Origin of the sequence: Polaromonas sp. YR568, assembly GCF_943372955.1 — a bacterium.
In the GTDB taxonomy this organism is placed as follows: Bacteria; Pseudomonadota; Gammaproteobacteria; order Burkholderiales; family Burkholderiaceae_C; genus Polaromonas.
In genome coordinates this window covers 233,608-255,902 of sequence record NZ_CALSAL010000001.1, presented here as the reverse complement: position 1 = coordinate 255,902, position 22,295 = coordinate 233,608, and the positions used below count along the sequence as shown (strand labels likewise).

The following is a 22,295-nucleotide window of genomic DNA, read 5'->3' as shown; positions in this document are numbered from 1 at the left end:
CACACTCATTGCCTCCCCCACCGATTGCACATCCATGGCTGAACCCACTTCAAAAACCACCGCGAAAGCCAAGCGCCCGCCTCAAACCCGCACCGGCCTCACCGACACCGGCGTCAAGAAAGCGGCTGATAAATCGGCTCGCACCCGCGCGCGCGAATTCGCCCTGCAGGCGCTCTATCAGCACCTGGTGGGTCGCAACCCGTCGGATGCGATTGACGCGTTCACACGCGACCTGGTCGGCTTCCACAAGGCCGATTCGGCCCACTACGACGCGCTGTTGCACGGCTGCATTGAAGGCGCAACCACGCTGGACGCCGGTATCACCCCGCTGCTGGACCGCCCCATGGCAGAAATCTCGCCCGTCGAGCACGCCGTGCTGTGGATTGGCGCCTACGAATTCACCCATTGCCTCGACGTGCCCTACCGCGTGGTAATCAACGAATGCATCGAGCTGGCCAAGGCCTTTGGCGGCACCGACGGGCACAAGTACGTCAACGGGGTGCTGCACAAGCTGGCCCCGTCGCTGCGCCCGGCTGAAGTGGCAGCCGACAAGTCCCGCTCGGCCGACGCTGGCCCGCGTTCCTGAGGGCGCGCCAGTGAAGATCGCGCGGCGGGCTGAGCGGATCGAGCCGTTTTACGTGATGGAGGTGGCCAAGGCGGCGGCGGCCATGTCTAAGGAGTTCGCCCACACCGCCTCGCCAATGATTTTTCTCAATATCGGCGAACCGGACTTCACTGCGCCTCCGCTGGTGCAACAGGCCGCAGCGCGCGCCATCGTCGACGGCAGCACGCAGTACACCCAGGCCATGGGCCTGCCGGCGCTGCGCGAGCGCATCAGCGACTGGTACGCCAGCCGCTTCGGCGCGCAGGTGGCGCCTGGCCGCATCATCATCACCGCCGGTGCCTCTGCGGCGCTGCATCTGGCGTGCCTGGCACTGATTGAAGCAGGCGACGACATCCTGATGCCGGACCCCAGCTACCCCTGCAACCGCCACTTTGTCAGCGCAGCCGAAGGCAATGCGGTGCTGATTCCCACCACCGCCGAGGAGCGCTTCCAGCTCACCCGCGCGAAGGTCGAAGCCGCGTGGACCGCAAGCACCCGCGGCGTGCTGCTGGCTTCGCCATCCAACCCCACGGGCACCTCGATTGCGCCAGAGGAGCTGCAGCGCATCCACGAGTTCGTGCACAGCAAAGGCGGCATTACGCTGATCGACGAGATTTATCTCGGCCTCAGCTACGAAGAACACTTCGGCCACTCCGCACTGGCCATGCCCGGCGGACTGGGCGACAGCGTCATCAGCATCAACAGCTTCAGCAAGTACTTCAACATGACCGGCTGGCGGCTGGGCTGGCTGGTTCTGCCGGAAGCACTGGCGCCCGTGATCGAACGCATGGCGCAAAACCTCTTCATCTGCGCCAGCACGGTTGCCCAACAGGCAGCCCTCGCCTGCTTCGAGCCCGCAAGCCTCGCCGAATACGAACGCCGCCGCGCCGAGTTCAAGGCGCGGCGCGACTACTTCATTCCCGAACTCAATCGCCTCGGCCTGACCGTCCCCGTGATGCCGGACGGCGCGTTCTACGCCTACGCCGACTGCACCGATGCCGCAGCGCGACTGGGCGTCAGCGGCAGCTGGGATTTCGCGTTCGAACTGATGAAGCGTGCTCACCTCGCCGTCACACCGGGTCGCGACTTTGGGCAGTCTGCACCTGAACGCTTTGTGCGCTTTTCCACTGCGAATTCGATGGAGCAGTTGAGAGAAGTGGTCGCCCGTTTGGAGTCTGTTCTTGCCTGATCTGAAATCGATGAAGTCAAACGTCGACGACTCCTTCATCAAGCAGGAGCCGCGGGACTGGCTTCGCCAGACCGCAGGCGCAGCGGCCCCCTCGGGGGGCAGCGCATTACACGCAGCCGAAGGTGAAGTGAAAAGCGTGGGGGCCATATTCCAGTGGCCATTGCGTGTGTATTGGGAAGACACCGATGCGGGTGGCATCGTGTTTTACGCCAACTATCTGAAATTTTTTGAACGTTCACGCACTGAGTGGCTCCGATCTTTGGGCATTGGCCAGCAGCGACTGAAGGAAGAAGTGGGTGGCATGTTCGTCGTGACCGATACCCAACTCCGCTACCACCGCCCCGCTCGTCTTGACGATGAACTGATTGTTACCGCCACCGTGATCGAAAAAGGGCGTGCTTCATTGATAATCGGGCAGCGAGCGCTATTAAAAACGGAGCAGTCAGAAATTCTCCAGGAGGAAAATCTGCCCATGCTGTGTGAAGGAAAAATCCGCATTGGGTGGGTGAATGCAAGCACTCTCCAGCCCATGCGTATCCCTGCATCCATTCTCGACAGTCTGTCCCCACCCCAGAGTGCCACCCCATGAACCAAGACCTCTCCATCGTCAGTCTTCTACTTAATGCCAGCTGGGTCGTGCAGGCCGTCGTGGCACTGCTGGTTGGCGTCTCGATTGCCAGCTGGGCTGCCATCTTCCGCAAAGTGGTGGCGCTCAAGAAGGTGCAGACGCTCAACGATGCATTTGACCGCGAGTTCTGGTCGGGCACCAGCCTGAACGACCTGTTTGCCGGCGCGGCGCAGAACGCCAAATATTCCGGACCGATGGAGCGTATCTTTGCCAGTGGCATGCGCGAATACCAGAAGCTGCGCGAGCGCCGCATCGCCGACGCCGGCACCCTGATGGACGGCGCCCGCCGCGCGATGCGGGCCAGTTACCAGCGCGAGGTCGATGCCATCGAGGCCAACCTGTCCTTTCTGGCCACTGTCGGCTCGGTGTCGCCCTATGTGGGCCTGTTCGGCACGGTGTGGGGCATCATGCATGCCTTCACCGGTCTGGCTGCACTGGAACAGGTCACGCTGGCCACCGTGGCGCCCGGCATTGCCGAGGCACTGGTCGCCACCGCCATCGGCCTGTTTGCCGCCATTCCGGCTGTGGTGGCCTACAACCGCTTCGCCCACGACATCGACCGCGTGGCGAACCGGCTGGAGACATTCATTGAAGAGTTCTCCAATATCCTGCAGCGCAACCTCGGCGCGCAATCCCCATCGGGTCATTAAAAATGTCAGCCCCCACGCTTTTCGCTTCGCGTAATGCGCTGCCCCCCGAGGGGGCTGGACTTGCTCGGGGCGGCCCTTCGCGGCGTCCGCCAGCCTGAAAGGAGCCGCCATGCCAGCAGTCACCTCCCGCGGCCGGGGTCGCCGCAATATCAGTGAGATCAACATGGTGCCGTTCATCGACGTCATGCTGGTGCTATTGATCATCTTCATGGTCACGGCGCCGCTGATCACGCCCAGCCTGATTGCGCTGCCCAAGGTCGGCAAGGCCAACCTGCCGCGGCAGCCAGCCAATCCGGTGCAGATCGAAATCCAGAAGGACGAAACGGTACAGATCCGCATCAAGGCCGATGCACGGCCCAGCAATGTGGCCAACGTGGCGGCGGACGTCATCAAGTTCGAACCGGGCGTCAAGGCCGCCGCTGCAGAGGCAGTGCCGGTGGTCATCAGTGCGGACAAGAGCATCCGCTATGAGACGGTGGTGAAAGTCATGGGCGCGCTGCAGGAAGCGGGGGTCACCCGTGTCGGCCTGTCGGTGCAGCCCGGAAAGTGATGCACTGGCTGCGGCACCCTCACCGATGATCCGTCGCAAGCCCTGACACACCATGCCCAGCGCCGCCGACCGACTTGAATTTGGCCCGCCCCGCGCCGATGGTGCGCTGCGGTCGTTTGGCCTGGCGCTGGTGGTGCACGCGCTGCTGATTGCAGCGCTCACATGGGGCCTGAACTGGAAGCGCAGCAATCCGGACATTGCGTTCGAAGCCGAGCTGTGGTCCAGCACGCCTCAGGAAGCCGCCCCCCCTGTGGTCGAAGCACCGCCCCCGCCACCACCGCCGCCCGAGGTCATCCCTCCGCAACCCCAGGTCGCTCCGCCTCCGCCCACGCCCGACGCCGAGATTGCGCTGGAGCAGGAGAAGAAACGCAAGCTGGCTCAGCAGAAAGAAGCCGAGGCGCAAAAGCAGGCGAAGCTCAAGGCCGAGCAGGCCAAGAAAGAAAAGGAACTGAAAGCCAAAGAAGAACTGGCCAAGCGCAAGGCTGCCGAAGAAGCCAAAAAAGCCGACGCCCGCAAGCAGGATGCGAAAGACGAGGCGAAGGAAAAGCAGGCCGAAGCCGCACTGGCCAGGCAGCGGCAGGAAGCGCTGAACCGCATGATGGGCCTGGCAGGCGCCACGGGCGGAGCAGATGCCAAGGGCACGGCACAGAAGTCTGGCGGGCCGTCTGCCAGCTACGGCGGGAAGGTTCGGGCCAAGGTCAAACCCAACGTGGTGTTCACTGACGATGCCATCGGTAACCCCACAGCCGAGGTGGAAGTACGCACCGCACCCGACGGCACCATTCTCGGTCAGCGGCTCGTCAAGTCCAGCGGCAACAAGGCATGGGACGACGCGGTCATCAAGGCCATCATCCGCACCGGCACCATGCCCCGCGATGTGGATGGGCGTGTCCCCACACCGATGATTCTGGAATTCCGGCTCAGGGATTGAAAACGACGCTGCTGGCGCAGAAACCAGCGCACTATTACTCGTAAACGATCTGCGCCAGGCCCCGGTCGGCTTGCGCCATCCAGCTGGCCAGCGCCGCGTCGGTCGGGTAGAAACGGGCGGCATCGCCCAGTTGCAATTCGGCCGCTGCGCCCAGCCCCTCACCATCACTGTGGCGGCGCAGGCTCAGGCGCACCGGCAGGCCGCGCAGCAGCTCGCCCTGCTCCGACATCTCCTTGCGCGGCGGGAAATCCCTCACCATACGTGAGATGTCTGGTGCCGTGCCGTTCACAGCCACACGCAGATACTTGCCGAACTTGCAGCGCGCCGTCTCCAGGTCCCACACCTGCGTGACCTTGAAGCGCCGGCCGAAGCGTTCTGAAGCGCCCTGCAGCGTGCCCTGCACGATGACCAGTTCGTCGTCTTTCAGCAGGTTGCGGTTGGCGTTGTAGACCGCCTCGTCCACCGAGGCTTCCAGCACATCGGTCTTGTCGTCGAGCTTGAAGATGATGAGCTTGCCGCGGTTACCGTTGATGACGCGCAGATCGCCCACGATGGCGGCCAGCAGTTGCTGCTCGCGCGAGTCGATCAGGTCATCGATGCGGCGCTTGGCAAACTGCCGCACCTCGGTTTCCACCTCGTCGAACAGGTGACCCGACAGGTAAAAACCGATGGCAGTTTTTTCATGCACCAGCCGTGCCTTCACGCCAAAGGGCACAGCCTCAACCAGCGGCGGCTCCTGCGTGCTGGCGGCATGCGAGTCGCCCATGTCGAACAGGCCGCCCTGGTTGGCGTTGGCTTCAGTGGCAGCGGCAAACTCGAATGCCCGGTCGACCGAGGCCAGCAGCGACGCGCGGTTGAGGTGCAGGTTGTCGAAGGCGCCGCCCTTGATCAGCGCCTCCACCGTGCGCTTGTTCAGCTTGCTGCGGTCGACGCGCACGCAAAAGTCATAGAGCGAGGTGAAGGGGCCACCCTCCTTGCGGGCAGCCACGATGGCGGCAATCGCCTGCTGGCCGGTGCCCTTGATAGCACCGAGTCCATAACGCACGCTGGTGTTGCCAGTGGGCTCGAAGCGGTAGTCGCCGCGGTTGATGTCGGGCGACTCGAACTGGATGCCCATCTTCAGCGCATCGCCAAACAGCACCTTGAGCTTGTCGGTGTCGTCCATCTCCACCGTCATGTTGGCGGCAAAGAACTCGGCGGTGTAGTGCACCTTGAGCCAGGCGGTGTGGTAGGCCAGCAGGGCATAGGCAGCGGAGTGCGACTTGTTGAAGCCGTAGCCCGCGAACTTTTCCATCAGGTCGAAGACCTCGTCGGCCTTCTCTTCGGTGAGGCCACCCTCGCCTGCGCCCTTGCGGAACACCTCGCGCTGGGCGTCCATCTCCTCTTTCTTCTTCTTGCCCATGGCGCGGCGCAGCAGGTCAGCGCCGCCCAGCGAATAGCCGCCCAGAATCTGCGCAGTCTGCATCACCTGCTCCTGGTACACCATGATGCCGTAGGTCTCTTCCAGAATCGCCTTGACGCGCGGGTCGGGGTACTCGGGCTCTTCCTTGCCCTGCTTACGCGCGATGTAGGTCGGAATCAGCTCCATCGGCCCGGGGCGGTAGAGCGCGTTCATCGCGATCAGGTCTTCCAGGCGATCCGGCTTGGCGTCTTTCAGCATGCGCTGCATGCCGATACTTTCAAACTGGAACACGGCTTCGGTCTGGCCGCGCCCGAACAGCTCATAGACCTTCTTGTCATTGAGCGGCAGGTTCTCGAAGCTGAAGTCCTTCTGCGCCGGATGCCGGGCGATGATGAAGTCCTTGGCCATCTCCAGAATGGTGAGCGTGGCCAGCCCCAGAAAGTCGAACTTCACAAGGCCAATCGCCTCCACGTCGTCCTTGTCGAACTGGCTCACTGCCGAATCGCTGCCGGGCTGCGCGTAGAGTGGGCAAAAGTCGGTAAGCTTGCTCGGCGCGATCAGCACGCCACCGGCATGCATGCCGACATTGCGCGTCAGGCCTTCGAGCTTTTGCGCCAGCTCCAGCAGCGTGCGCACGTCTTCTTCCTTGCGTTCGCGCTCGGCCAGAATGGGCTCGACCTCCTTGGCCTTCTCGATGGTGATGTGCTGGCCGGGCTTGTTCGGAATCAGCTTGGAAATGCCGTCGCAAAAACCATAGGGAAAGTCCAGCACCCGGCCCACGTCGCGGATGGCCGCGCGCGCCGCCATGGTGCCAAAGGTGACGATCTGGCTCACCGCGTCCTTGCCGTACTTGTCTTTCACATAGTCGATGACGCGGTCGCGGTTGAGCTGGCAGAAGTCAATGTCGAAGTCGGGCATGGACACCCGCTCCGGGTTGAGGAATCGCTCGAACAGCAGGTTGTACTGCAGCGGGTCCAGATCAGTGATCTTCAGCGCGTAGGCCACCAGCGAGCCGGCACCTGAGCCCCGGCCCGGGCCCACCGGACAACCGTTGTTCTTGGCCCAGTTGATGAAGTCACCCACGATGAGGAAGTAGCCCGGGAAGCCCATCTTGAGGATGGTGTTGATCTCGAACTCCAGCCGCTCGACATACACCGGGCGCTTGGCGTCACGGACCGCCGCGTCGGGGTAGAGGTGAGCCAGTCGCGCCTCCAGCCCCTCGAACGAGGCGTGGCGGAAGTAGTCGTCAATCGGCATTCGGGCGCCATTGACCTCGGGCGTCGGGTAGTCCGGCAGCATGGGCTTGCCAAGCTCCAGCGTCAGGCTGCAGCGCTTGGCGATCTCCAGCGTGTTGGCCAGTGCCGAGGGCACATCGGCGAACAGCGCTTCCATCTGCGCGGCCGACTTGAAGTACTGCTCGCGGGTGAACTTGCGCACCCGGCGCGCGTTGCCCAGGATCTCGCCCTCGGAAATGCACACCCGAGCCTCATGCGCCTCGTAGTCGTCGTAGGTCAGAAACTGCACCGGGTGCGTGGCCACCACCGGCAGCTTGAGCCGGGCTGCCAATTGCACGGCAGCGGCGACGTGGCGCTCGTCGTCGGGTCGCTGGGCACGCTGCAGCTCCAGGTAAAAACGGTGCGGGAACATGCCCGCCAGATGCAGCGCACACTCGACGGCACGGGTGTCATCACCCTGTAGCAGCGCCTGGCCAACCGCGCCGCCCTGCGCCCCTGAGAGGGCAATCAACCCCTCGTTCAGCTCGGCCAACCACTCCAGGCGAATCACCGCCTGGTCGCGCACCACATTGCGCGTCCAGGCGCGGGTGATCAGTTCTGACAGATTGAGATAACCCTGCCGGTTCTGCACCAGCAGCAGCAGGCGGGCAGCGGGCGCATTGGCCTCCTTGCCCGGCACCTGAACCCACACATCGGCACCGATCAGCGGCTTAACGCCGGCACCGCGGCATTCCTTGTAGAACTTGACGGTACCGAACAGGTTGCTCAGATCGGTGATGGCCAGCGCCGGCTGCTGGTCGGTGGCGGCAGCCCCCACGATTTCGTCGATGCGGTTGGTACCATCGACCACCGAAAACTCGGTGTGAATTCTTAAATGAACAAACATGCAAATCATTTTAGGACCCCAGGCACGGAGCACAGCCCCTGAATTCCCATGCGCCTGCCTACAATTTAGGCACCATGCAGACCCTGAACATTGCCGCCTACAAATTCATAGCGCTCGACCGCCTGCCGACGCGGCAAAGCGAGCTGCGGGAGCAACTGGCAGTGCGCGGCATCAGGGGAACGGTGCTGCTGGCCGAGGAAGGCATCAATCTTTTTCTGGCGGGGACGCGGGCCGACATCGACGATTTCTTGAACTGGCTGCGGCAGGACCCTTGTTTTCACGATCTGGAAGTCAAGAAGAGCTGGTCGGCCGTGCAGCCCTTTCGCAAGCTGCTCGTGAAAATCAAGCCGGAAATCATCCGCATGAACCACCCGGCCATCCAGCCCGCAGCGGGCCGCGCCCCTGCCGTGGACGCACCCACCCTGCAGCGCTGGCTGGACCAGGGCCACGACGACGCGGGGCGGCCAGTGGTCACACTCGACACGCGCAACGCCTTCGAGGTCGACGTGGGTACCTTCGACCACGCCATCGACTGGCGCATCGACAAGTTCACTGAATTTCCGCAAGCCCTGCAGGCACACCGGGATGAGCTGGCGGGCAAAACCGTGGTGAGTTTTTGCACTGGCGGCATCCGCTGCGAGAAGGCGGCGATCCTGATGCGCGAGACAGGCCTGGAAAATGTGTACCAGCTCGACGGCGGCATCCTGAAATACTTTGAAACCTGCGGTCACCGGCATTTCACCGGGGAATGCTTTGTGTTTGACGACCGACGGGCGGTTGACGCGGCATTGCAGCCACGAATCAACCCTGGACAACCGGCATCCGATGCAAGATTTGAAGGCGGCGCGCGACCAACAGGGTCAGCGTCTGACAGACGCCTCGCCCATCCTGACGAAAACTGTTGATACGGCGAGGCCGATGACGCTTCACCAAGCAAGTCCATCCGCACGCCGCAATCCACTCACGTCGAGCGCCCCAATGCCAACGCCCATGCCAACCCCATCCCGCCCAGCCTCCGTGCAATCCGCCTTTCAGCCCTCGGCGCTGGCCCATGCGTTCGAGCAGGTGCGGGCCCGCACCGAGGCACTGGCCGCGCCACTGAGCGCCGAAGACTGCCAGCTGCAATCGATGCCGGATGCCAGCCCCACCAAGTGGCATCTGGCGCATCTGACCTGGTTCTTCGAGACCTTCATCCTCGAACGCCATGAGCATGACTTCCAGCCGTTCGACGCGAGCTTCCGGGTGCTCTTCAACAGCTATTACAACGGCGTCGGCGACAAACACCCACGCCCCCAGCGCGGGCTGATCAGCCGGCCTACGCTGGGTGAGGTGATGGCCTACCGGGCGCAGGTCAATGAGCGCATGCTGGCCCTGCTGTCCGCCCCCTCAGCCAAAGGCGATGCCAGCCTCGCGCAGCTCGTCACGCTGGGCCTGCACCATGAGCAGCAGCACCAGGAGCTGCTGCTCACCGACATCAAGCACGCGCTCTCTTTCAACCCCCAGCGGCCCGCCTACGCCCAGCGCTGGCCGCTCACAGGCATTCACCTGCAGCCACTGCAGTGGCATGGGTTTGAAGGCGGACTGGTCGAGCACGGCCACCTGCCTGCCGAGGACGGCGCTTTTGCGTTCGACAACGAAACACCGCGCCACAAGGTCTACGTCGCGCCGTTCGAGCTGGCCAGCCGGCTGGTGACCAACGCCGAGTGGATGGGCTTCATCGCCGACGGCGGCTACGAGCGCCCTGAGCTGTGGCTGGCCATGGGCTGGGACTGGGTACAGGCGGGCCAGCGCCGCTTGCCGCTCTACTGGCAGGAGGCGCCAGACTCAGCGCCGGGTCGTTATATCAACTTCACGCTGCACGGGCAGGTCGAGGTAGACCCCAACACCCCCGCCTGCCATCTGAGCTATTTCGAAGCCGACGCGTTTGCGCGCTGGTCAGGCGCGCGCCTGCCGACGGAGTTTGAATGGGAGCTGGCTGCGCGGCGCCAGCCGGCGGCTCACTGGCGCAATGGCAACTTTTCCGAAGCGGCGGCCTTTCATCCCTTGCCCACGCAGGCCGACCACGGCCACGCGCCGGTGCAGATGGCGGGCGACGTGTGGGAGTGGACGCAGTCGAACTACAACCCCTACCCGGGCTACCGCCCCTGGGAGGGACTGGTGGGCGAGTACAACGGCAAGTTCATGTGCAACCAGTTTGTGCTGCGCGGCGGGTCGTGCGCCACGCCGCAAAGCCACATCCGCGCCAGCTACCGCAACTTCTTCCCGCCCGAGGCGCAGTGGCAGTTCAGCGGGCTGCGGCTGGCGCGTGATGCCGCCTAGCCTCGTCAATCGGCTGTAAAGCGCCGCTCCGGCAAGGGAATGAACTCGGTCTCGCCGGGCACCTGGCCCATGCCCTGCGCCAGCCAGTCGTTCGAGGCCTGAACGATGCGCTCCTTGCGGCTGGAGACAAAGTTCCACCACATATAGCGGTGCCCATCGAGTGGCTCTCCGCCGACCACGACCAGTCGCACATCAGTCGTGGCGTGCAGCGTGGTGGGCAGGCCCGAGGTCAGAGTGCACAAGGCGTTGGTGGGTACCGCATCGCCGGCCACGACCACGCCACCGCTCACCACATACACCGCCAGCTCCTCTGCCAGCGCCGGCAGTTCCACACTGGCACCCGTAGCGAGCCGGATGTCGAGGTAAACCGTTTTGGAGAACGTCTTGACCGGCGATGTCTTGCCAAATGCGTCGCCGATCAGCACACGCACTTCAACGCCCGGTAGCGTGACCACAGGAATCGCATCGGCCGGGGTGTGCGTGAAGTCAGGCGCCACCTCTTCAAATGCCTTGGGCAGCGCCGCCCACAGCTGCAGGCCGTGGTTGACATAAGCCGTGCTGCGCAGGTCTTCCGGCGCACGCTCTGAATGCACAATGCCGCGCCCTGCCGTCATCCAGTTGATGGCGCCGGGCTCAATGCGCTGACTGGAACCGACGCTGTCGCGGTGCATCATGGCGCCTTCAAACAGGTAGGTCACGGTGGCCAGTCCGATGTGCGGATGGGGCCGCACATCGTGATTGGTGCCGGGCTGCTCGGTCACCGGTCCGAAGTGATCAAAGAAAATGAAGGGGCCCACCGACTGCTGTTGCGCAGCCGGCAAAAGGCGCCGCACCATGAAGCCACCGCCCAGGTCCTTGTGGTGGCCCGTCAGTACACGTTGAACCGTCATGGCATGCGCTCCAGTGAGGTGGTGATGTCGGTGGTGACCGTGGTCATCAATTTATGAACCGGACATTTCTGCGCCACAGATTCCAGCTCGCGCACCTGCGCATCGGTCAGCGTGCCCTGCACCTGCATGCGCGCACTGAGCCGGTACACGCCAGTGCGTTCACCGGAGTCGTCGCGGTCAATCACCGTACGGACATCGTCCACAGGAATGCCCTTCTTGCGGGCGTACCACATCACCGTCAGAGCCTTGCAGGCACCCAGCGCCGCGTCGTACAGGTCGTGCGGACTGGGGCCTGCGTCTTCACCGCCTTCGGCGGCGCTCACATCGGCACTCAGCACATGGTCGCGGATCGCGATGGTCTGCGCCATGGGCGCGGACGGCTTCTTCTGGATGAGCACGGACATGGGCAACTCCTGAAGTGATGACATTCTGGTGTGCTGCCTCACGGGGCAGTACACATCGGGCCCGACGGATTACTTGCGCAGGCGCGCAGCGGTCTCTGCCACGCGCGCGCCGAACAGACGCGCCGTCTCCAGATCGCCAGCGCTCATCTCGGCTGCGCCGGCATCGGAAGGCGACTGCGCCATCGCGCCGCTGAACGAACCCATGTAATTGTTGTCGTCGCGCTTGGCAGCCTTGCTGTTGCTGGGCATCATGCCAGTGCCCACCCACACGCCGCCGTGCTGCATGGCCAGCGTGAACAGGTAGTGCAGCGTGGACAGCTTGTCGCCATTCATGCTGGCGCTGTTGGTGAAGCCGGCAAACAGCTTGTCCTTCCAGGCCTGGCCGAACCAGGGCTTGGACGACGCATCGGCAAATTTCTTGAACTGCCAGCTGACGCTGCCCATGTAGGTCGGGCTTCCCATGATGATGGCGTCGGCCGCCGCGAGCTTTTCCCACGCACCTTCCGGCAGGTTGCCATCGGCGTCAATCGCGATCAGCTCTGCACCGGCGCCATTGGCCACCGATTGCGCCATGCGCTGGGTATGGCCGTAGCCCGAGTGGTAAACCACAACAACTTGAGACATGTGTGAACTCCTTGAGGGTCAAAAAAGTAAAAGAGAAACCGTGAAAACTCAGGCGCCGCGCTTGCCGTCCAGGCTCCAGGCGCCGGCACCGAAAGCCGTGATCACCAGCAAACCACCCACCACAGCCATGTTCTTGAAGAACATCAACGACTGCATCATCTGCATGTCAGCCGGCATGGCCCAGTAGTTGTGGAAGATGAAGGTGATGACGAAAGTGAAGATCGCAAGCAGCAACGCGGCCAGTCGGGTCTGGAAGCCCACCACCAGCAGCAGGCCAAGGCCCAGCTCGGCAGCGACGGCAATCGCTGCGGCCACTTCAGGCAATGGCACGCCCTTTGAGGCGATGTAGCCCACGGTGCCAGTGAAGCCAGCAATCTTGCTGAAGCCGGCAGGCACAAATAGCAGGGCCAGCAGCAGGCGGCCAATCAGGGAAAACGGGTTTTGGAGAGAGTTGAACATGATGAGTCCTTTCGAGACAGTGGGCTTTTGACAGCTTGAAGATGATGGATGAAAACACGGTGACCAGCAAGCCAGCACACCGCAGGGGAAAACTCAGGCTTCGAGATCGAACACCAGCACCTCGGCCGATTGGCCGTGAGCCAGTTGCAGGCGGGGCTCTGACTCCAATTTGGCGGCGTCACCGGTCTTCAGCCGCTGGCCATTGACCTCCAGTTCGCCGCGCACCAGATGCACATAGGTCTTGCGCTTCGGGTCCAGCGCCAGTTCGACCGACTCCTCACCGTCGAGCAGGCCCGCATAGAGCCGCGCATCGGCATGAATGGTCACCGAGCCCTGGGCACCGTCGGGCGAGGCCACCAGGCGCAGCTGGCCGCGCTTTTCAGCGTCACTGAAGGACTTCTGCTCGTAGCTGGGCGGAATGCCCGTCACGTTGGGCTCGATCCAGATCTGCAGGAAATGCGTGGTCTGGCCCTCGGCATGATTGAACTCGCTGTGCTGCACGCCGGTGCCGGCGCTCATGCGCTGCACATCGCCGGGCGGAATGCCCTTGACGTTGCCCATGCTGTCCTTGTGCGCCAGCTCACCGCTCAGCACGTAGCTGATGATTTCCATGTCACGGTGGCCGTGCGTGCCGAAGCCGCGACCAGCGGCCACGCGGTCTTCGTTGATCACGCGCAGGTTGCCAAAACCCATGTGGGCAGGGTCGTAGTAACCGGCGAAAGAAAAGGAATGGAAGGACTTCAGCCAGCCGTGGTCGGCATAACCGCGTTCGCTGGAGGCTCTCAGAGTGACCATGATGGGCTCCTTTCAGGGGCTGTTGGGAAAGCTGCCGGGGCGCTGCTTTCAATGCCTCTACTGTAGAAGCCGATACCACTCTTTTCGTTGCACGGATTTGATGGCATCATTCAAATTAATTGAACTATTAAATCATGATCAAACTGCCATGAGCATCATCACCAACCCGATCCGGGACACCCTGACGCCCGAAACACTGGGGCTGATCGCGGCCGTGCACAGCGCGGGCAGCATGGCTGCGGCGGCACGGCAGCTGGGCGTGGTGCCCAGCGCCCTCACCTACCGCATCCGGCTGGTGGAAGACGCGCTCGATGTTCTGCTGTTTGACCGCTCATCACGGCAGGCCAAGCTCACCGCCGCCGGGCGCGAACTCCTGCGCGAAGGCGACCGGCTGCTGACCGAGCTTGACGCGGTGGCCAATCGCGTCAAGCGCGTGGCCACCGGCTGGGAACCCGAGCTCACGTTGGCGGTGGACCGCGTGATCTCGCGCACCACCGTCATGGAGCTGTGCGAGGCCTTTTTCTCGCTGGACCCACCGACCCGCCTGCGCATTCGCAGCGAGGCCCTGTCCGGCACGCTGCAGGCGCTGACCTCAGGGCAGGCCGATCTGGCCATCGGGGTGGCCATGGAGCCCGCCACCGACCGCTCGGTGCAGAGCAAGCCACTGGGCAGCATCCCGTTTGTGTATGCCGTCGCCCCACATCACCCGCTGGCCAGCGCACCGGAACCACTGACCGATGCGATGCTGATGCAACACCGCGCCGTGGCGGTGGCCGATTCCGTGCAGCGCGGCAGCGGCCTAACCGTCGGGCTGATGGGTGGGCAGAACATCTTCACTGTGCCCGGCATGCAGGAAAAGCTCGATGCGCAGCTGCGTGGTCTGGGCGTCGGCTTTTTGCCCGAGTATCTGGCCCGCCCGCACATCACCGCAGGCCGGCTGGTCGAAAAGCGCGTGCAGCGCCCCACACGCACCGTGGCGCCCAGCTACGCGTGGCGAAGGCACGATGACCTGCCGACAGGCCGCGCGTTGCAGTGGTGGCTGGAGCAGCTGGCTCGCCCGGCCACGCGGCAGGCCCTGCTGTCGTACGACCAGATCCGTTAAAACCCGAAGATCAACCGCAGGGGCCAACACAGCGTAGGCATTGGCCTCTGCTGCGTGTAGAGTGTGTGCATGGACGGCTTTGCGTTCACCACCACAAGCAAGACAAACCAGAACAAGACAGACCAGAACATGACAAAAACAACCCGCAAGCGAACATCCCCACCCCAAGCCTCCGCACAGCCCGCAGCGCCGCGGCACATCGCAGTGATTGGCGCCGGGATTGCCGGCATCGCCTGCGCGCGCACCCTGGTGCAGGCAGGGCACAAGGTCACGGTGTTCGAGAAAAGCCGCGGAACGGGCGGGCGCATGTCCACACGCAACACGGAATTTGGCGGGTTCGACCATGGCGCGCAGTACTTCACCGTTCGCGATGCGCGGTTTGAAATGGCCCTGGCTACTGTGCCGGGCCGCGTACGCCCCTGGAGCGCCAACACCGTGCGCATCCTCGACGAGCTAGGCCGCGTCGTGGCAGCGGCGTTGCCGCCGAAAGAGCCCCATTGGGTCGCCACACCCGGCATGAACGCGCTGGTGCGGCAATGGGCGGAGCCGCTGGTCAGCGCCGGGCAACTGATGCTGCAGACGCAGGTGGTCCGCATCGAGAAAGACAAGCTGCACCCCGAGCGCTGGCAGCTGCAGACAGAAGGCCCGGGCGCCGACAGCCGTGTTCACTCTGGTTTTGATGATGTGGTGCTGGCCATTCCCTCGGTGCAGGCCCATGCCCTGCTGCTCAGCTCGCAGCAAGCCAAGCCGCTGATCGCACCGATCGCCAGCGTAAGCGTTGCGCCCTGCTGGACGCTGATGCTGGCCTTTCCGCAGGCGAACCAGCCGACGCTGTCGCACCTGGGCCCGCACTGGAATGCAGCGCGCAGCACCCACCACCGCATCGCCTGGCTGGCACGCGAGTCGTCCAAGCCTGGCCACGGCCCGATTGAACGCTGGACCGTACAGGCCAGCCCTGACTGGTCGGTGCGCCACCTGGAAGACGACGCCGAGCGCGTGAAGGCCAAGCTGCTGAGAGCCTTCACCGAAGTGACCGGCATTCGCGCCGAACCGCCCCACGCGGCCGTGCACCGCTGGCGCTATGCGCAAACCACCAAGCCCCTGGGCAAAAGCCATTTGTGGGATGCCCAATCCCACATCGGCGCCTGTGGTGACTGGTGCATTGGCCATCGAGTGGAGGATGGTTTCATTTCCGGGCTCGAAATGGCACTGGCCATTTGCTGAACCCGCGCGGAGGTGGGAAGTCAGCCTGATCGCGCGCCCTACGTGGGGCGCTTTGCGCCCTCTCCCACCGGGCCGCTGCACGCGGGCTCGCTGGTTGCGGCGCTGGCCAGCTGGCTCGACGCGAGAGTCCATCAGGGCCGATGGCTGGTGCGCATTGAAGATGTCGACACGCCGCGCTTCGTGCCTGGTGCAGACAGCCTGATCCTGCAACAGCTCGCAGCCTGCGGCCTGGTGCCAGACGAAGCGCCGGTGTACCAGTCACAGCGCGGGGCGCTTTACCAGCAGGCGCTGGATCAACTCGTGACCGATGGACTCGCCTACCCCTGCGCGTGCAGCCGGCAGGACATTGAGCGCGCACTGGAAAATCTCGGACACCCCCGGCATCGACACGGCGAACTGGTCTATCCCGGCACTTGTCGAAATGGCCTGAACGGCCGTGCCGCCCGGGCCTGGCGATTTGCGGTGGGCCCGTCGCGCGACGTGTTGCACTGGCACGATCAATGGCTAGGCGAGCAGACGCAGGATGTCGCTCAGGAAGTGGGTGACTTCGTGCTCAGGCGTGCCGACGGTTACTGGGCCTACCAGTTGGCGGTGGTGGTGGACGATGCGGCGCAAGGGGTGACCGATGTGGTCCGTGGTGAAGACCTGGCCAACAACACCGCGCGGCAAATCCTGCTGCAGTGGGCACTGGGTCTGCCCACACCGCGCTATCTGCACACCCCGCTGGTGCTGGGCGCGAACGGCGAGAAGCTCTCCAAACAAAACGGCGCCACGGCGCTGGACCTGACGCAGCCCCTGCAGGCCCTTGCCGCTGCGGGTCGGGTACTGGGCATTCCAGACGACCAGCATGCAGCCACAGCGGCCGACTGGCTGCGGCACGCACTGCCGCATTGGGCATCTATATCGAGAAGATGCATCAAGCCGGCCGACTAAAATCATTCGGTGACTGACGCCCCCACTCCGCCTCCCGCGAATTTCCCGCCACGCGCCATCCGCAGCTTTGTGCGGCGCACTGGCCGCACCACCGTCGGCCAGGCCAAGGCCTTTGCCGATGTGGGCCCGCAGTTCCTGCTGCCTTACGAGCCAGCACCACTCGACATCGCCGGGGCCTTTGGGCGTACCGCGCCGACGATTCTGGAAATCGGCTTTGGCATGGGCGAGGCCACCGCGCACATCGCGGCGCTGATGCCGGAGAAAAACTTCCTCTGTTGCGAAGTGCACACGCCCGGCGTGGGCGCCCTGCTCAAGCGCATTGCCGAGCAGTCACTGCAGAACATCCGCATCCTGCAGCACGACGCAGTAGAAGTCATGGACCACATGCTGCCCGCCGGCGACGGGGCGCTGCTCGACGGTGTGCACATTTTTTTTCCAGACCCGTGGCACAAGAAAAAACACAACAAGCGCCGCCTGATCCAGCCACCGCTGATTGCCAAGCTGGCCGCCAGGCTCAAGCCCGGTGGCTACCTGCACTGCGCGACCGACTGGCAGCCCTACGCCGAGCAGATTCTGGAAGTGCTGAGCGCCGAGCCGCTGCTGCGCAACTCGGCAGACGAGTCGCAAGGCGGTTACGCGCCCAAGCCCGACTACCGGCCGCTGACCAAATTTGAGAACCGCGGCATCAAGCTAGGCCATGGTGTGTGGGATGTGGTGTTCGCCCGTGCCTGAACCTTCAAAGCAACAAGTCAAACAGGATGGTCCGACCGCCGGGCCGCCCCAAGGTCGGACAGCCCCCTCGGGGCTGACGACCGCGGCTCCAAACCTGCCTGCGCAGGTTGGGACGGGAGGAAGGGCCCACGTCTCAGACGTGGGCACGTACAGGGAGCCATACGCAGTGGCCAGCGTGGGGGCCAAGTGACTCACGGCCTGCCCACCCGGCAAGGCGTGAGCCCCAGCTGCGTCGGGCTGCCCGCAGGCGACTGGCCAACCATGACGGATTTTCTGGTCGAGCGCTTCCCCGCGATTTCACGCACTACCTGGCTGGCGCGCATGCAGGCGGGCCTGGTCGCCGATGAGTTCGGCACCCCGGTCACCCCCGAGCGGCCCTACCGGGGCCACATGCGTGTGTACTACTACCGCGACTTGCCTGCGGAACCCCGCATCCCCTTTGAGGAAACCGTGCTCTACCAGGACGCGCATCTGGTGGTGGCCGACAAACCGCACTTTCTGCCCGTCACGCCCTCGGGCCACTACCTGCAGGAAACGCTGCTGGTGCGCCTCAAAAACAAGCTGGCCATCGACACGCTGGCGCCGATTCACCGCATCGACCGCGAAACAGCCGGGCTGGTGCTGTTCAGCGTCAGCCCCGGCGAACGCAATGCCTACCAGGCGCTGTTCCGAGACCATGCAGTGACCAAGCACTACGAGGCCATCGCACCTTGGCGGAAAGATTTGACATGGCCCATCACCCGTAAAAGCCGAATCGTTGAAGACGAACCGTTCTTCAGGCAGCGCGAGGTACCGGGCCAGCCCAACAGCGAAACCCACATGGATGTGATTGAAAAAAATGGCGACCTGGCCAGATACGCGCTAAGTCCGGTGACTGGTAAAAAACACCAGTTGCGCGTCCATATGAACGCACTAGGCTTGCCGATTCTGAATGACCGGATGTACCCTCCTGTGGCTGATACCCCGATTGATGACTACAGCTTGCCCCTGCAGTTGCTGGCCAGGTCGATTGCGTTTCCCGACCCTGTGACAGGCCAGGCGCGGTATTTTCAAAGCCAGCGCACGCTGGCGTGACAGGCCTTGCAACTGAGGTGACGAGGGGTTCTACGGTTATTGCACATCGTTGAGAGAGCGCGTCGTCTTTCAGCGAAACTAGCGGGTAACGTTCTGTCCAAGCCCTTTCTCTCCATCCCTGCCCAGAAAGAACTCCCAACATGGCTTATTTTTCTTTTCAAAACTTCAAATCACTGCTAAGCGTCGCCGCTCTGACCGCAGCAACCGCTTTGACAAGTACCTCGTACGCGCAGACTATTTTCCGCGTCACCACCATCCCCGAGGAAGCAGCCACAGAGCAGACCCGCAAATTTGGCCCGATTGTGAAATACCTGGAGAGCAAGCTGGGTCAAAAAGTTGAGTTTATTCCGGTATCTGACTACCCCGCTGCAGTGGAAGCGCTGGTCAATAAGCAGGTCGACATGGTCTGGTTTGGCGGCTTCACGTTTGTGCAGGCAAGCGTGCGTTCAGGCGGCAAAATTGTGCCGATCGCCCAGCGCGAGGAAGACACCAAGTTTCAATCGGTGTTCATCACCAAACCTGGCTCAGGTATCAAAACGCTGGCCGACCTCAAAGGCAAACAGGTCAGTTTTGGTTCGCAATCATCAACGTCTGGGCATTTGATGCCGCGCAGCTTTTTACTCGACGCCAAAATTGACCCTGACAAAGACTTCAAGCGGGTGGCTTATTCGGGCGCGCACGACGCCACCATTGCATCCGTTGTCAGCGGAAAGGTTGACGCTGCTGCGCTTGACATCACCGTTTGGAACAAGTTTGTGAAAGAAGGCAAGGTGTCGGACAAAGACGCGGTGGTGTTCTTCTCCACGCCGGGTTACTTCAACTACAACTGGTCAGTGCACGCAGACATGCCAGCCGCCCAGCGCGAACGCGTTAAAAAAGCGCTGCTGGACATTGACCCTAAGACACCTGAAGGCAAAGAAATTCTGGATTTGAACCGCGCGACCAAATACATTGCAACAGTGCCTGAGAACTACCGCGGCATCGAAGCTGCTGCCCGCAGTGCCGGCTTGCTTAAATAAACAGACCCATCAACAGGCTGATCAACAACGTGCAGGTTCTTCTGGCCGATGTATCGGCGCGCCATCCCGCCGCCAAAGGCAATGTGCCTGATGCACTGCGGCATGTCTCTTTAAAAGTGCAGTCTGGCGAGCAAGTGGCCATTATTGGTCCGTCCGGCGCAGGCAAAACCACCTTGCTGCAATTGACTGCATGCGCGTTAAAGCCCACCACGGGGGCGCTCCAGCTGGGCGACGTTGACCCTTGGGGCCTACCGATCCGTGGGCTTCAAAAGTTGCGAGCCAAATTATTTTTGGCTCCGCAAGTGCCGCCATTGCCGCCGCGCCAGCGTGTGGTGACGGCAGTGCTGGCGGGACTTTTGCCGCAAATGGGTATTTGGGCAAGCCTTCGCAGCCTGTTTTATCCGAGGCATATTGAAACGGCTGATGCAGCCCTGGCAAGGTTTGATTTGGCTGACAAGCTTTTTGAGCGGGTTGACCGCCTGTCAGGCGGTGAGCGGCAACGTGTCGGGCTGGCGCGCATTTTGGCGTCAAACGCGCAGTTGCTGCTGGTTGACGAACCACTGTCAGCGCTGGATCCAGCGCGCAGTGAGCAGGCCATCCAGGCACTGACCGATATCGCGGCCGAGCGCGGCGCAACGCTGGTGGCAACCTTGCACCATGTTGACATGGCACTGCGGTCATTTCCGCGCATTATTGGTCTGCGCGATGGTCAGCTTGTTTTTGACCTTCCTGCCGCACAAGTTTCACCCCAGCACCTGCATGACCTGTACGCGCAGCACTTGCATGAGCTCGATGGCCCGCCGGTAGCAGCTGATCATGTACCTGATGCACCTTCACTTCCCGCTGTGATGCACTGCCGCTGATGCAGACGGTGCTTTCGCAAACCGCCAAGCGCGACCCGGCCTGGATGGGTCGCCTGTTCTGGCTACTGGCTGGGTTGGCACTGCTGTGGCCTGCGCTTGTACTGACTGAATTCAAAGTCTGGACACTGTTTGAGGCCAGTAATTTAAAGCCGACCTTGAAATTTTTGGGTGACTTCTTTCCGCCAAAAATAGAAGGTGAATTTTTACTGCTGGTCGCCAAGGAAACCTGGCGTACGGTTGCCATTGCCACTGCCGGTATAGCTCTGGCAATGGTGCTGGCCGTGCCGCTGGCGCTGCTGTCGGTGCGGGTTTTGTCGGTGTCCGCGTTGACCGGAAAGATGAACAAGCTTCCCTCGGTGTTGCGCACACTGCTGCGCTGGGTCATGGTGTTGCTGCGCAGCGTCCCAGAATTGATTTGGGCACTGATCTTTGTGCGGGTGGTCGGCCTGGGGCCAACGGCGGGCGTGATCGCGATTGCACTGACCTACGGCGGCATGTTGGGCAAGGTCTATGCCGAAATTCTGGAAAGCGGCGATGCGCAAGTCACGCAGAGTCTGCTCCGCAACGGCGCGGGACGCCTCCAGGCGTTTTTTTACGGCCTGTTGCCACAAAACGCTGCCGAGTTGACCAGCTATTCGGTGTACCGCTGGGAGTGCGCCATCCGTTCGTCAGCCGTGCTGGGTTTTGTGGGCGCGGGTGGCCTGGGTCAGCAAATGGATGCATCGATGAAGATGTTCAATGGTTCTGAAGTCGCCACCATGCTGATTGTTTTTATGTTGCTGGTGTGGCTGGCAGATGCCACCAGCGCTTGGTTGCGTAAAAAGCTGGGGTGAGCGTGCAAACGTCACGCGTATCACCCCGTAAGATGCCGCCGCCGCTGTTCGCTGCGCGCTGCAAGGCATGCTGGTTTGTGTTCGGTCTGGTCTGCCTCACAGTTGCCAGCTTTTGGACGCTTGACTTGAAGTGGGCGCAGTTCTTCAGTGTGGATGCTGCCGGCCGAATGGGCAAGTTCGTTGGCGAATTGTTGGTGCCTGAAACCAGCAGCAAATTCTTGACCAAACTCATTTGGGCTGCGCTAGAAACGCTGGCCATGAGCGCACTGGGCACATTGCTGGCGGTCATTTTTGGCTTGGCCCTGGCCGTGCCCGCCAGCAAAACGCACCACGACGATCCAGCCCGGTGGCGCGGCATCAGCCGCGCGGTGTTGAATATGCTGCGCAGCATTCCTGAGCTGGTGTGGGCAGCGCTGCTGCTGATCAGCGCGGGCTTGGGGCCACTGGCTGGTACGCTGGCTTTGGCGCTGCACACGTCAGGCGTGCTGGGCCGCTTGTTTGCTGAAAGCATTGAAAACGCGGGCGCAGGCCCGGCGTTTGCGCTGCGTTGTCGCGGCATCACAGAGGCCAAAATTTTTTGGTATGCCACTTTCCCGCAAATCTTGCCGCAGCTCGTTAGCTACACCTTGTACCGCTGGGAAAACAACATCCGTGCCGCCGCCGTGCTGGGCGTGGTGGGTGCTGGGGGCTTGGGTCAAATGCTCGCTTTTCATATGGGCCTGTTCCAGATGGGTGAAACTGGCAGCATTTTGCTGGCCATGCTGGTGCTGGTCGCTCTCGTCGATGCCCTGAGTTTTGCCAGCCGCCGCTGGCTGTCGGTGTAGGCTGCCGGCTTTGTCATCCACCTTCCTCTCCGTCTATTGAAAAAAGCCGTCGTGAACACAATCCCCGCCCCTAGCTTGACACCACAGTTCATCAACGCTGCTCAAAGCGCATCAACCACATCTGG

General features: G+C 62.6%; 23 protein-coding genes. 17 read left to right on the top strand and 6 right to left on the bottom strand.

All coding sequences use genetic code 11. The features are described 5' to 3' along the window. Positions 1 to 34 precede the first annotated feature (34 nt). The 6 genes from nusB (at position 35) to tolA (ending at position 4,552) form a co-directional block, all read left to right on the top strand. Positions 35 to 586: a transcription antitermination factor NusB gene (nusB, locus tag AAG793_RS01220; protein ID WP_341902926.1), complete on the top strand. Its 552-nt coding sequence runs from the start codon at positions 35 to 37 to the stop codon at positions 584 to 586. Between the two features lie 10 nt (positions 587 to 596). Further along, complete coding sequence (locus AAG793_RS01215; protein WP_341902924.1) at positions 597 to 1,793, top strand: pyridoxal phosphate-dependent aminotransferase; 1,197 nt, start codon at positions 597 to 599, stop codon at positions 1,791 to 1,793. 145 nt (positions 1,794 to 1,938) lie between these two features. Continuing rightward, complete coding sequence (locus AAG793_RS01210; RefSeq protein ID WP_341905329.1) at positions 1,939 to 2,382, top strand: tol-pal system-associated acyl-CoA thioesterase; 444 nt, start codon at positions 1,939 to 1,941, stop codon at positions 2,380 to 2,382. Next, the gene (gene tolQ / locus AAG793_RS01205; protein WP_341902921.1) at positions 2,379 to 3,071 is read left to right on the top strand and encodes a protein TolQ; all 693 of its coding nucleotides are present in this window, start codon (positions 2,379 to 2,381) and stop codon (positions 3,069 to 3,071) included. Before AAG793_RS01210 ends, tolQ begins: the two co-directional genes overlap by 4 nt. A 109-nt stretch (positions 3,072 to 3,180) precedes the next feature. Then, positions 3,181 to 3,621 carry a biopolymer transporter ExbD gene (locus tag AAG793_RS01200; RefSeq protein ID WP_341902918.1) on the top strand — a complete coding sequence of 147 codons (441 nt, stop codon included), beginning with the start codon at positions 3,181 to 3,183 and terminating at the stop codon, positions 3,619 to 3,621. 52 nt (positions 3,622 to 3,673) lie between these two features. Beyond that, positions 3,674 to 4,552, top strand: a complete 879-nt coding sequence (tolA, locus tag AAG793_RS01195; protein WP_341902915.1) for a cell envelope integrity protein TolA — start codon at positions 3,674 to 3,676, stop codon at positions 4,550 to 4,552. Positions 4,553 to 4,586: 34 nt separating this feature from the next. Here tolA and dnaE read toward each other — a convergent pair whose 3' ends face one another. Further along, positions 4,587 to 8,075: a DNA polymerase III subunit alpha gene (gene dnaE, locus AAG793_RS01190; RefSeq protein ID WP_341902913.1), complete on the bottom strand. Its 3,489-nt coding sequence runs from the start codon at positions 8,073 to 8,075 to the stop codon at positions 4,587 to 4,589. Positions 8,076 to 8,149: 74 nt separating this feature from the next. Between dnaE and AAG793_RS01185 the strand changes: the two genes are divergently transcribed. Next, the gene (locus AAG793_RS01185) at positions 8,150 to 8,980 is read left to right on the top strand and encodes a sulfurtransferase (protein ID WP_341902912.1); all 831 of its coding nucleotides are present in this window, start codon (positions 8,150 to 8,152) and stop codon (positions 8,978 to 8,980) included. 85 nt (positions 8,981 to 9,065) lie between these two features. Beyond that, the gene (gene egtB, locus AAG793_RS01180; RefSeq protein WP_341902909.1) at positions 9,066 to 10,394 is read left to right on the top strand and encodes an ergothioneine biosynthesis protein EgtB; all 1,329 of its coding nucleotides are present in this window, start codon (positions 9,066 to 9,068) and stop codon (positions 10,392 to 10,394) included. Between the two features lie 5 nt (positions 10,395 to 10,399). On the opposite strand, the gene AAG793_RS01175 is transcribed toward egtB, so the two are convergent. From AAG793_RS01175 to AAG793_RS01155, 5 genes are all read right to left on the bottom strand, one after another. Continuing rightward, the gene (locus AAG793_RS01175) at positions 10,400 to 11,284 is read right to left on the bottom strand and encodes a pirin family protein (RefSeq protein ID WP_341902907.1); all 885 of its coding nucleotides are present in this window, start codon (positions 11,282 to 11,284) and stop codon (positions 10,400 to 10,402) included. Further along, positions 11,281 to 11,688, bottom strand: coding sequence for an OsmC family protein (locus AAG793_RS01170; protein ID WP_341902904.1), 408 nt, complete (start codon positions 11,686 to 11,688; stop codon positions 11,281 to 11,283). Before AAG793_RS01170 ends, AAG793_RS01175 begins: the two co-directional genes overlap by 4 nt. A 69-nt stretch (positions 11,689 to 11,757) precedes the next feature. Continuing rightward, a complete protein-coding gene (locus AAG793_RS01165; RefSeq protein ID WP_341902901.1) occupies positions 11,758 to 12,312 on the bottom strand; it encodes a flavodoxin family protein in 555 nt (184 codons plus the stop codon). Positions 12,313 to 12,360: 48 nt separating this feature from the next. After that, the gene (locus AAG793_RS01160) at positions 12,361 to 12,771 is read right to left on the bottom strand and encodes a DoxX family protein (RefSeq protein WP_341902899.1); all 411 of its coding nucleotides are present in this window, start codon (positions 12,769 to 12,771) and stop codon (positions 12,361 to 12,363) included. A 93-nt stretch (positions 12,772 to 12,864) separates the two neighbouring features. Further along, positions 12,865 to 13,566, bottom strand: a complete 702-nt coding sequence (locus AAG793_RS01155) for a pirin family protein (RefSeq protein ID WP_341902896.1) — start codon at positions 13,564 to 13,566, stop codon at positions 12,865 to 12,867. A gap of 148 nt (positions 13,567 to 13,714) precedes the next feature. Here AAG793_RS01155 and AAG793_RS01150 point away from each other — a divergent pair, with 148 nt between their 5' ends. From AAG793_RS01150 to phnE, 9 genes are all read left to right on the top strand, one after another. After that, the gene (locus AAG793_RS01150; protein ID WP_341902891.1) at positions 13,715 to 14,668 is read left to right on the top strand and encodes a LysR family transcriptional regulator; all 954 of its coding nucleotides are present in this window, start codon (positions 13,715 to 13,717) and stop codon (positions 14,666 to 14,668) included. Positions 14,669 to 14,797: 129 nt separating this feature from the next. Next, positions 14,798 to 15,892, top strand: coding sequence for an FAD-dependent oxidoreductase (locus AAG793_RS01145; RefSeq protein ID WP_341902889.1), 1,095 nt, complete (start codon positions 14,798 to 14,800; stop codon positions 15,890 to 15,892). 12 nt (positions 15,893 to 15,904) lie between these two features. Beyond that, positions 15,905 to 16,825: a tRNA glutamyl-Q(34) synthetase GluQRS gene (gene gluQRS / locus AAG793_RS01140; protein ID WP_341902887.1), complete on the top strand. Its 921-nt coding sequence runs from the start codon at positions 15,905 to 15,907 to the stop codon at positions 16,823 to 16,825. 9 nt (positions 16,826 to 16,834) lie between these two features. Further along, positions 16,835 to 17,557, top strand: coding sequence for a tRNA (guanosine(46)-N7)-methyltransferase TrmB (trmB, locus tag AAG793_RS01135; RefSeq protein WP_341902885.1), 723 nt, complete (start codon positions 16,835 to 16,837; stop codon positions 17,555 to 17,557). 216 nt (positions 17,558 to 17,773) lie between these two features. Continuing rightward, positions 17,774 to 18,631 (top strand): RluA family pseudouridine synthase, encoded by an 858-nt coding sequence (locus AAG793_RS01130; protein WP_341902883.1) that lies wholly within the window; start codon positions 17,774 to 17,776, stop codon positions 18,629 to 18,631. Positions 18,632 to 18,771: 140 nt separating this feature from the next. Beyond that, entirely contained in the window at positions 18,772 to 19,650 is an 879-nt protein-coding gene (locus tag AAG793_RS01125; RefSeq protein WP_341902881.1) for a putative selenate ABC transporter substrate-binding protein, read from the top strand. 29 nt (positions 19,651 to 19,679) lie between these two features. After that, positions 19,680 to 20,513, top strand: coding sequence for an ATP-binding cassette domain-containing protein (locus tag AAG793_RS01120; protein ID WP_341902880.1), 834 nt, complete (start codon positions 19,680 to 19,682; stop codon positions 20,511 to 20,513). Further along, positions 20,513 to 21,346 carry an ABC transporter permease subunit gene (locus AAG793_RS01115; protein ID WP_341902878.1) on the top strand — a complete coding sequence of 278 codons (834 nt, stop codon included), beginning with the start codon at positions 20,513 to 20,515 and terminating at the stop codon, positions 21,344 to 21,346. Before AAG793_RS01120 ends, AAG793_RS01115 begins: the two co-directional genes overlap by 1 nt. Positions 21,347 to 21,378: 32 nt before the next feature. Beyond that, positions 21,379 to 22,170: a phosphonate ABC transporter, permease protein PhnE gene (phnE, locus tag AAG793_RS01110; protein ID WP_341902876.1), complete on the top strand. Its 792-nt coding sequence runs from the start codon at positions 21,379 to 21,381 to the stop codon at positions 22,168 to 22,170. Positions 22,171 to 22,295: the final 125 nt, after the last annotated feature.

Coding starts and splice junctions, on each gene's coding strand:
- nusB (WP_341902926.1), top strand. CDS start 35: ATGGCTGAACCCACTTCAAAAACCACCGCGAAAGCCAAGCGCCCGCCT.
- tolQ (WP_341902921.1), top strand. CDS start 2,379: ATGAACCAAGACCTCTCCATCGTCAGTCTTCTACTTAATGCCAGCTGG.
- AAG793_RS01200 (WP_341902918.1), top strand. CDS start 3,181: ATGCCAGCAGTCACCTCCCGCGGCCGGGGTCGCCGCAATATCAGTGAG.
- tolA (WP_341902915.1), top strand. CDS start 3,674: ATGCCCAGCGCCGCCGACCGACTTGAATTTGGCCCGCCCCGCGCCGAT.
- dnaE (WP_341902913.1), bottom strand. CDS start 8,075: ATGTTTGTTCATTTAAGAATTCACACCGAGTTTTCGGTGGTCGATGGT.
- AAG793_RS01185 (WP_341902912.1), top strand. CDS start 8,150: ATGCAGACCCTGAACATTGCCGCCTACAAATTCATAGCGCTCGACCGC.
- egtB (WP_341902909.1), top strand. CDS start 9,066: ATGCCAACCCCATCCCGCCCAGCCTCCGTGCAATCCGCCTTTCAGCCC.
- AAG793_RS01175 (WP_341902907.1), bottom strand. CDS start 11,284: ATGACGGTTCAACGTGTACTGACGGGCCACCACAAGGACCTGGGCGGT.
- AAG793_RS01170 (WP_341902904.1), bottom strand. CDS start 11,688: ATGTCCGTGCTCATCCAGAAGAAGCCGTCCGCGCCCATGGCGCAGACC.
- AAG793_RS01165 (WP_341902901.1), bottom strand. CDS start 12,312: ATGTCTCAAGTTGTTGTGGTTTACCACTCGGGCTACGGCCATACCCAG.
- AAG793_RS01160 (WP_341902899.1), bottom strand. CDS start 12,771: ATGTTCAACTCTCTCCAAAACCCGTTTTCCCTGATTGGCCGCCTGCTG.
- AAG793_RS01155 (WP_341902896.1), bottom strand. CDS start 13,566: ATGGTCACTCTGAGAGCCTCCAGCGAACGCGGTTATGCCGACCACGGC.
- AAG793_RS01150 (WP_341902891.1), top strand. CDS start 13,715: ATGAGCATCATCACCAACCCGATCCGGGACACCCTGACGCCCGAAACA.
- AAG793_RS01145 (WP_341902889.1), top strand. CDS start 14,798: ATGACAAAAACAACCCGCAAGCGAACATCCCCACCCCAAGCCTCCGCA.
- AAG793_RS01125 (WP_341902881.1), top strand. CDS start 18,772: ATGGCTTATTTTTCTTTTCAAAACTTCAAATCACTGCTAAGCGTCGCC.
- AAG793_RS01115 (WP_341902878.1), top strand. CDS start 20,513: ATGCAGACGGTGCTTTCGCAAACCGCCAAGCGCGACCCGGCCTGGATG.
- phnE (WP_341902876.1), top strand. CDS start 21,379: ATGCCGCCGCCGCTGTTCGCTGCGCGCTGCAAGGCATGCTGGTTTGTG.